General features: G+C 39.5%; 9 protein-coding genes and 2 tRNA genes. All 11 read right to left on the bottom strand.

Annotated elements, in window-relative coordinates:
* Window positions 1–188: 188 nt before the first annotated feature.
* A tRNA-Gly gene (locus CD039_RS06910) sits at window positions 189–262 on the bottom strand.
* A gap of 21 nt (window positions 263–283) precedes the next feature.
* Window positions 284–366: transfer RNA gene (locus CD039_RS06905), tRNA-Leu, on the bottom strand.
* A 788-nt stretch (window positions 367–1,154) separates the two neighbouring features.
* The gene (locus CD039_RS06900; protein WP_103371704.1) at window positions 1,155–1,610 is read right to left on the bottom strand and encodes a SprT family protein; all 456 of its coding nucleotides are present in this window, start codon (window positions 1,608–1,610) and stop codon (window positions 1,155–1,157) included.
* Window positions 1,603–3,753, bottom strand: coding sequence for a Tex family protein (locus CD039_RS06895; protein WP_103371703.1), 2,151 nt, complete (start codon window positions 3,751–3,753; stop codon window positions 1,603–1,605). Before CD039_RS06895 ends, CD039_RS06900 begins: the two co-directional genes overlap by 8 nt.
* A gap of 556 nt (window positions 3,754–4,309) precedes the next feature.
* A complete protein-coding gene (gene sigB, locus CD039_RS06890) occupies window positions 4,310–5,080 on the bottom strand; it encodes an RNA polymerase sigma factor SigB (protein ID WP_103371702.1) in 771 nt (256 codons plus the stop codon).
* A complete protein-coding gene (gene rsbW, locus CD039_RS06885) occupies window positions 5,055–5,534 on the bottom strand; it encodes an anti-sigma B factor RsbW (RefSeq protein WP_145427838.1) in 480 nt (159 codons plus the stop codon). The genes sigB and rsbW overlap by 26 nt, the downstream gene beginning before the upstream one ends.
* 1 nt (window position 5,535) lies before the next feature.
* Window positions 5,536–5,862 (bottom strand): anti-sigma factor antagonist, encoded by a 327-nt coding sequence (locus CD039_RS06880; protein ID WP_070504622.1) that lies wholly within the window; start codon window positions 5,860–5,862, stop codon window positions 5,536–5,538.
* Between the two features lie 78 nt (window positions 5,863–5,940).
* Entirely contained in the window at window positions 5,941–6,942 is a 1,002-nt protein-coding gene (locus CD039_RS06875; protein ID WP_103371700.1) for a SpoIIE family protein phosphatase, read from the bottom strand.
* Window positions 6,943–7,406: 464 nt separating this feature from the next.
* The gene (locus CD039_RS06870) at window positions 7,407–7,745 is read right to left on the bottom strand and encodes a type II toxin-antitoxin system PemK/MazF family toxin (RefSeq protein WP_002471121.1); all 339 of its coding nucleotides are present in this window, start codon (window positions 7,743–7,745) and stop codon (window positions 7,407–7,409) included.
* Window positions 7,742–7,915, bottom strand: a complete 174-nt coding sequence (gene mazE, locus CD039_RS06865) for a type II toxin-antitoxin system antitoxin MazE (RefSeq protein ID WP_002471108.1) — start codon at window positions 7,913–7,915, stop codon at window positions 7,742–7,744. The genes CD039_RS06870 and mazE overlap by 4 nt, the downstream gene beginning before the upstream one ends.
* A gap of 89 nt (window positions 7,916–8,004) precedes the next feature.
* On the bottom strand, window positions 8,005–9,153 hold the full coding sequence (alr, locus tag CD039_RS06860) for an alanine racemase (protein WP_103371699.1): 1,149 nt from the start codon (window positions 9,151–9,153) through the stop codon (window positions 8,005–8,007).
* Window positions 9,154–9,163: the final 10 nt, after the last annotated feature.

The following is a 9,163-nucleotide window of genomic DNA, read 5'->3' as shown; positions in this document are numbered from 1 at the left end:
CGTTCATCCTGAGCCAGGATCAAACTCTCCATAAAAAAGTGTTTGATTAGCTCTGTCAAGTGATGACAAACGATTTCAACTTTTCGTCAATCAATCGTTTTCATTCACTTGCTATAATAAGTGTTTATTGGAATTAACGTTGACATATTGTCATTTAGTTTTCAATGTTCATAAGAAAATAAATAAGATGGAGCGGGTGATGGGAATCGAACCCACAACATCAGCTTGGAAGGCTGAGGTTTTGCCATTAAACTACACCCGCTTATGAAATTAAAAAAGTTGATGCGGTCGAGAGGACTCGAACCTCCACGGGATCTCTCCCACTAGGCCCTCAACCTAGCGCGTCTGCCATTCCGCCACGACCGCTTAGCAAAATGACTAATCTCTTTTGAAAGAAGTTTCTTTAAAAAGGACAATTACCATTTTATTATGCGGTTAATGTTTTGTCAATGAGAATTTAATAGAAAGTTAAATTTCTTTATTCCCTCTTCAAAACGCCTTAATCATTTTTACAACGATTATTATCATAGCTCATATTTGAGTGAACGTCAATACATACACACAATTTCTTTAGTGTAATTTGTCCTAAGATTAAAACCAGTGAATTTTAGAGGAAATAGTTAACCATTAACAACTGTTTCACTAAAGATTTTCTTACTAAATTCACTTCCACAACACTACACCAATTTACAAATTGAGCTCTCATATATTACAAGTTTTTTAATCTCAATATAAAAGTTTATTTCTAGACTCAACCACCTCTATCACCAATAGATTCAAACAATCTCCCCCTCACCACTCATCCATAATGTAAAGAAGCAATAGCCAGTTACTTCTGACTACTGCTTCTCCAAATCCTCATTCACTTATGCCCATCATAACTTAACCAACTTCAACCGCGAACTAAGCGTTTACTACTGCGCTTAATGAGGCTGAGTTCGACCATTGACATCATTCTTTCACAACTCGAACAACGACTCAAAGCTCGAGCAATGTGTTTTAACATCGTTTTACTATCAACACTACCTCAAAAGATTATCGTCACCGCGACACCAATCAAAAGTTTTAACAACATTGTTCGGAGAGTGCCCTCTCAATAATACATTGCTATCAGAAACGAACCTAAGGATACCTTACTCGTCCTAGCTATCCTTTCACTTTCGCCCTTCTGCCAATTTCAATCGGCCACCGCACTGACCACAAACACGTCGACGCGTATCGACTTTACGTATACGTGGAAATTTCACACCACATTTCTTACATTGATAAACGTAGTTCACACGCTCGGCATAACTTTGAACTGGTGTACAGTATCGAGGTGCGCCCACTTGCTTACTTAATTCCTTAAAGTCTTTATCGCGATGCTGATAACCTTTACTTTCTAAGTGCAAGTGATAGTGACATAATTCATGCTTAATAATATCTATCACTGCCTGTTTCCCAAACTTCTCAAATTGTTTGTAGTTAATTTCGATATGATGAGACTTGAGCATGTATCTCCCGCCTGTCGTTCTTAGGCGGTGGTTAAAATAAGCACGGTGCCGAAATGGTCTCCCGAAACTGTCACGTGAAATCTTTTCAGTCATTTCCTGAATATCTCTATCATTCATTTGGATCTACCATCGATAATGAGACTTTTCCTTTATTCTCATCAACTTGAATAATCCACACATCGACGATATCTCCAACGCTAACCACATCCATTGGATTTTTAACAAAACGGCGAGAAAGTTTAGAAATATGAACAAGACCGTCTTGCTTCACTCCGATGTCGACAAATGCGCCGAAGTCAACGACATTACGCACTGTACCGCTCAATTTCATACCTTCTGTTAAATCCTCGATAGAAAGAACATCAGATTTAAGAATAGGTGCATCGAAGTCGTCCCGCAAGTCACGGTGAGGTGCTTTCAATGCTTTAACGATATCCTCAAGTGTAGGTAGACCAATATTTAATGATTCAGCAGTCTCTGATAAGTTCAATTTCTCGAGCGTTACTTTCAACTGATCTGAACCTAAATCTGCTGATGTCATGCCCACGGAGTCTAATAACGCGTAAGTAGCCTTATAACTTTCAGGGTGAATCGACGTATTGTCTAGCGGTTCTTCACCATCAACAATTCTTAAGAAACCGATACTTTGTTCAAACGTCTTTGCTCCTAAACGTTTCACTTTAGCGATTTGAGAATGATGCGTAATCGCACCTTCTTCTTCACGATACGCGATAATATTTTTAGCGATGGAAGGTGTGAGACCAGAAACATACTGCATGAGTGATTGCGAAGCCGTGTTCACATCTACGCCGACTTGGTTCACCGCAGTTTCCACAACGAAAGTTAAAGCACGCTCAAGTTCTTTCTGGTCCACATCGTGCTGATACTGCCCTACACCGATTGATTTGGGATCAATCTTCACAAGTTCACTCAATGGGTCTTGAATACGTCGTCCAATAGATACTGCACTACGCTCTTCTACTTGGAAGTCAGGGAATTCTTCGCGCGCAACTTCTGATGCGGAATAAACCGACGCACCCGCTTCATTCACGATCACATACTGCACATCTAAATCATGTTCTTGAATGAGACCTGCGATAAACTGCTCCGTTTCTCGACTTGCGGTACCATTTCCAATCGCGATTAAATCCACGTGATAACGTTGAATCAAATCAATGACAATTCGCTCTGCATCTTTCTTCTTATTCACTGGCGGATGAGGATAAATTACACCTTTATCTACAAAGGTACCGTAAGGATTGATGACGGCTAATTTACAACCTGTGCGGAAAGCCGGGTCTACCCCTAGAATTTGTTTGCCTTTCATCGGAGGTTGTAGAAGTAGATTTCTTAAGTTCTCACCAAATACATCAATTGCATGTTCTTCCGCGCGGCCGGTTAAATCACCTCTGATTTCACGTTCAATTGAAGGCATGATCAGTCGTTTTAAACTGTCCTTAATCGCCTCAACAATATAAGGTGTTGCTTCAGTTTGTGCAGATACTTCATTTTTACGGATAAAGTTCTCAATACCTCGCGTATCCACCTCTATCTTCACATTAAGCACCTTTTCTTTCTCCCCGCGATTCATAGCAAGGATACGGTGATTCGCGACTTTTTTGACCGGTTCGCTAAAGTCGTAATACATTTCGTAAATTCCTTGGTCGTCTTCAGCTTTTTTCTTTTTAGTCGCAGTGATGACACCGTGTTGATACGTATCTTTCAAGATTTTTTGGCGATATTTTGGATTGTCGGACACCTGTTCAGCGATGATATCTTGCGCACCTTGTACGGCTTCTTCCACAGACTTAACTTCGTCATTCAGGTACGCCTCTGCCGCAGTTTCTACACTTTCTTCAAGTGAAGATTGTTGTAGCCATTGCGCTAAAGGTTCCAATCCTTTACGTTTCGCCTCTGTCGCACGCGTTTTCTTCTTCTGTTTATATGGACGATACAAATCCTCAACTCTTTGTAATTTCGTTTGTTTAAGGATATCCGCTTTGAGTTCGTCCGTGAGCATGCCTTGTTGCTCGATATTATGTATCACTTCTTCTTTCCTCTTCTGCAAATGCACTACGTATTGATATTCATCGTTAATTTGTTTAATTTCGACTTCATCGAGTCCACCTGTTTGCTCTTTGCGGTAACGCGCAATAAACGGCACCGTATTATTATCTTCCAGCAGTTGTAACACAGCTTTGATTTGTTGCGTTGTAAACTGATATTGCTTTGCGATTGATTGAATGAGCTGTTGATCCATAATTGCCTCCAACGTTATTACTTTTCTTAAATTCTTTTCAGTAGCATTTTGCTTGCTATGTATTCACTTTTTCTATTTTTAAAATGAGTGACATAAATGTATTCGATTCACACATTAGTTCTACATCAATACGAGTTTCAAACATAATGTCTATACGAAATACATTTTCAGGTAAAAGTTACGCGCACCCCTGTCATTTTGAGAAGATGCATCATCTCTCAAAAACAAACACGCCGATAAACTCTTCCGCCACTGTCTTACCGCAGCTATCAAAAGTCACTCAAATATTGAACTACGCACCTATTTTAACATATAAAAATAGAGGTAAGGACGATTCAAACATCATTGGGCATCATACTTAATGCCTCTTCTGATTGACCATAGATTCCTAAGTACGAAGGCTAGGGTTCGAACCCCAGACGATATTGGCACAATTTTACTTTCACCATTGTGTCACGTTCGGGGGTTCAAGAAAGTATATTGTCTCATAGCGGGTTCGACTAAAAGCTATGCGCATACTTTAACTTCTATAGTCATATTGGGTACGTCCTGACCTCTATTTATGTGCTGCTTCTTGTAATTTCTTGATTGCAGTTCGTTGTAATCTGGATACATGCATCTGACTTAATCCAATCCGTTCACCAGTTTCTTTCTGGCTCAAACCTTCAATAAAGGTACACTGGATAATTTCACGCTCTCGATCGGATAATATCGGTAGAATCTTCTCCAAGATCATCCGCTTCTCCGTCAAATCGTAATTATCATCTTGTGATCCCATAATATCTAAGAGTGTAACGGTAGAACCGTCTTTGTCGGCTTCGATGGAGTGGTCGACACTTAGTGCATTATAGCTTTGACCCATTTCCATCGCTTCGAGTACTTCTTCGTCTGTGACTTCTAAACGTTGAGCGATTTCCGAAATGGAAGGAGAGCGTTCTAATTCATTTGTTAAATCATCCGTTACTTTCTTAATCCGTGGACCGATTTCTTTGATACGTCTCGGTACATGCACACTCCACGTCTTATCACGCAAGTAACGTTTAATTTCACCTATCACTGTAGGGACTAGAAATGCTTCGAACTTTCGATCATAAGAGAGGTCGAAGCGATTTATAGCCCCTATTAAACCAACCATCCCTACTTGTACCAGGTCTTCGTGATGAGACTGACCTTTAGAGTACTTATAAGCAAGTGATTCAATTAATTTGTTGTAATACTGCACAAGTTTATCTTGCGCATGTGTATCTTCACCGTTCTGATGCTCTCTAATCCATTGGTTGATTTGTTCAGGTGATATTTCGTTAACTGATTTCGACTCTTTCGTCATTATTTCGCACCTGCTCTTTGTTTAAATACTTTGTCATACTGATCGTTACGCCTGACTCTTTATCAACACTGACTTCGTCCATCAACGACTCTATGAGGAATAAACCTAAGCCACCTTCGCGAAGATAGTCGATATTCTCATTCTCTTCATAAGGTCCGAGTTGCTCTTTCGCTTCTTCGTAATTGAAACTTTCACCTTGGTCAGATATAACAATCTTAATCTTATCATCAAAGATTTCATAACCTAAGTTAATCATTCCTTGTTGCTCTTTATCATGATAAGCATGTTTGACTGCATTTGTCACGGCTTCACTCACCGCAATCTTCGCATCTTCAATATCATCATAAGATGCGCCTGCTCTAGTGAAGACGCCTGATAATGTGAGACGGATTAAACTGACATATTCAGCAGAAGCTGGTAAACACATTTCGATGTAATCTTGTTTCGATTGCATGTTACTCAACCTCCGTTCCTTCGTTAACATGCATTAAATCTTTCAAGCCAGTAATGTCGAATAAACGACTAATGCGATCTGAAACGCCTAGTATATAAAGTTGCTTGTCATGTTGATTTAATGCTTTTAACGTTCCTACAAATAAGCCTAAGCCAGTAGAATCCATATAGCTCACATTTTCTAAATTTACATGTATATCTTTCGTACCTTCTTGGCGCATTGGAACGAGTACATCTTCCAATTCAGGTACGGTATAAACGTCGAGTTCGCCGCCAACTTTGACTTCATAATATGTGTCATGAGTCACAGTTTCTATATTGAGATTCATTCTCCTACACTCCTAATTATAGTTTACTTTCCTAATATACCCAAAAAAGACAATTTGTAACCGAACAGCCACGTGTAGCTAATGCACACGTTTAATGATAAGTATGGTTAAATCGTCACGTTTTTTAGGATTTTGAATCTTTAGCAATGCCTCATAGAGCAATTGCACAATATCTTGCGGATGCATGTGCTTGTACTCTTGAATGAGATTTAATAAATAACTTTTATTAATAAACTCACCATTATCGTCACGAATTTCCGTGACCCCATCAGTGAAGATAATGATTAAATCATCTATGTAGATGGGAATTTCCTGCTGGTCATATCTCGTATGTTGATCTACACCTAGCACTGTGCCTCGAACACCAATCTCCTCAAATGAATTCTCTTCAGCACGAAAGATGTAGCCTGGTTCGTGACCTGCCGAACTACAGTAAAGGAGATGATTCATTTCTTCGTACAGGCCGTAGAACATCGTCACAAACATATTCTGATTGACGTTCTTCTCTACTACTCGATTGAGACGTTTCAGCCCATCACTAGGTAGTTGCGAGTGACCGTATGAGTCCATGCCAAACTTGATCATACTCATCGCTAACGCTGCGGGAATCCCCTTACCGATGACATCCGCCACGGCGAAACTCATCGTTCCATCTTTATGATCAATCAAGTTGAAGTAGTCACCGCTCACTTTCTGCGCTGCTACTGAAATGGCACCAATTTGAATACTATCAAATTGAGGAATCTCCGTCTTCAACATCGTTTGTTGCAGTCTTGCTGCCAAATCAATTTCCTTGTCATGATGTTGTAGCCTATTCACTAATCGTTGATAGTCTCGATAGCTATAGCCGAAACCTTTGACTACTTCCTCAAGCACCTCAAGCGTAGTCATGATTTGCGCCTCAGATAGGTTGAGATTCATAATATAGCTCTTATGAATGTCGACGATATCTTCAGGCAAGACATCTTTCTTAATCACTTCATCAGTAAAGTTCATACAAATTGTGCGCAATTCTTGAGTGAAGCCGGATTCTAAACTTTGGTTGATGAGCGACTTATATTGTTTCTTGAACTCTTCCACGCTGTATTTCCTCCTCAGAAAGCGAAAGTCTCTGATGTCTTTCTCACTGTCGTGTGATTTGTCAAAGTCTATCCATGCGAGTCAGTACATTGGACAACTCTCTTATTGCTTTCTTGACCTCTTGCGGTAGCCACGCTAACTTAGCTCGGTAAAATGATTATGAGATTACTTAGCATTTACGCGCACACCTACAAAGAGTCTAGCAATACCTATTATGATAAAAATAAAAACGAGATAAACATGCTTAACACTCATATTTAGCTCTTTACACTTTTTAAAGCTTTAGGAGAACCTAAAGCTTTAAATCAAACATTCATCGTCAGCAATTCCGATGAAATTACTTATATATTAACATATTGATGAAGTAATTTTAAACTTAATTATATAAAACCACTTTCTCATATGTTAAATTGTATTAAAAATTTATACGTTAGCTCTGTATGTATGTCTTTACGAAATGAGCTTTAATGAAGTCCTAAGCTGATTCGAATCGCTTTGTTGACTTCTTCCATCTTGCTATCAGATAGATATGTAAGCTTTTCTTTCAGTCGCTTCTTGTCTAACGTTCGAATTTGTTCGAGAAGAATAACGGAATCTTTGTCCAACTTATATTTCTTCTTCTCAATTTCAACGTGGGTTGGTATCTTAGCTTTATTAATCCTACCCGTAATTGCCGCAACAATTACGGTAGGACTATATTTATTACCAGTATCGTTTTGTATGATGACAACGGGTCTTACTCCCCCTTGTTCAGACCCTTGTACTGGTGATAAATCAGCTAAATAAACATCTCCTCTTCTCATCGTTCATTATTGAAATTGGAACTGATGTAAGATTCGTTACAATCACAAGCTTCACATTCAAATGGGAAAGCTTCTGTTGCAAGGGAGAGATTTAAATCAGCCATTTGGGAGTAACCTTCTTTGAGCAGTTGTTCGATACTATGATTCCTACTTTGATTGAAACCAGACATGCATAAGACCTCCACCGTTTTAATTTTTAAAACAGATTTGTGATTCCTATTTAGGAACATCATAACAAATTTTAAAAACGGTGACTATACTATTTCAGTAATTCGTTATTAATTCGTGTATGATCTTCATATTGATAAAGTCTCGGTAAACGGCGACTCAAGTTACAGAGCACTTCGTAATTGATCGTCTGTTGTTGTTGTGCTAACGCTTCTACAGATTGAGCATCATCTCCGTCTTCGGCCATCAGAATGACTTTGTCACCTATTTCAACATCATCAGGTACGCGTATAATCGTCTGATCCATACACACGCGACCAATCACTTGGCACTGTCTGCCGCCTATCTCAACGTAAGCACCTGACATAGAACGTAAATAACCATCTGCGTATCCAATTGGAATGACCGCTATCTTCTCACGTTCTGATGCTTGATACGTCCATCCATAACTTACCGCTACCTCAGGATCTATATATTTCGTCTGCACAACCTCTGTTTCCCATTTCACACTTGGATAAAGTTCAACGGAAGTCTGCTCTTGCATATAGTCAGATGGATAATATCCATAGAGCGCGATACCTACACGCACTGTATTGCAGAAAGAAAAGTTTTCACGTAAGCTTCCAGCTGAATTCTGAGAATGAATAAATTCAGGTTTGTCTGCTTCATTAACGATTGTTTCGAATTTCTGTTGTTGTTGATGCATAGCGTCTCCTGGTTCATCTGCACAAGCAAAGTGCGTGAAGACACCTTCAAACACCAAGTTAGGCGTCTCTTGAATTAACGCAATCGTTTCTTTATATTCTTCAACCGTCGTCATACCTAAACGACTCATGCCGCTATCAATTTTAATATGTAACCAAATATCTTTCTCATTAGCATTATCGATTTGAGTGATCGCCTGTTCTAACCATTCTTTGGAAGGAACCGTCATCGCCACTCGGTGTTGAATCGCTTTCTCAACATTCTCCGGCGGTACTACACCTAGGACGAGAATCTTTGCACTCACCCCGTGCATGCGTAACTCTACTGCCTCATCCAGGGTTGCAACAGCAAAGAAATCAGCACCTTGATCCATTAAATAACGTGCGACTTGTACACTTCCAAGACCATATGCGTTCGCTTTCACTACTGGAATTACCGTTTTATTCGGGTGTAATCTTCCAAAGGTTTGATAATTTCTTGCAACCGCTGGCAAGTCGATAGTGAGTAGACTCGATCTATAATATCTTTCCGACATCTCAACATTC

Origin of the sequence: Staphylococcus argensis, assembly GCF_002902305.1 — a bacterium.
Taxonomy (GTDB): domain Bacteria; phylum Bacillota; class Bacilli; order Staphylococcales; family Staphylococcaceae; genus Staphylococcus; species Staphylococcus argensis.
The sequence above is the reverse complement of the archived record's forward strand: the minus strand, read 5'-3'. Positions and strand labels throughout refer to the sequence as shown.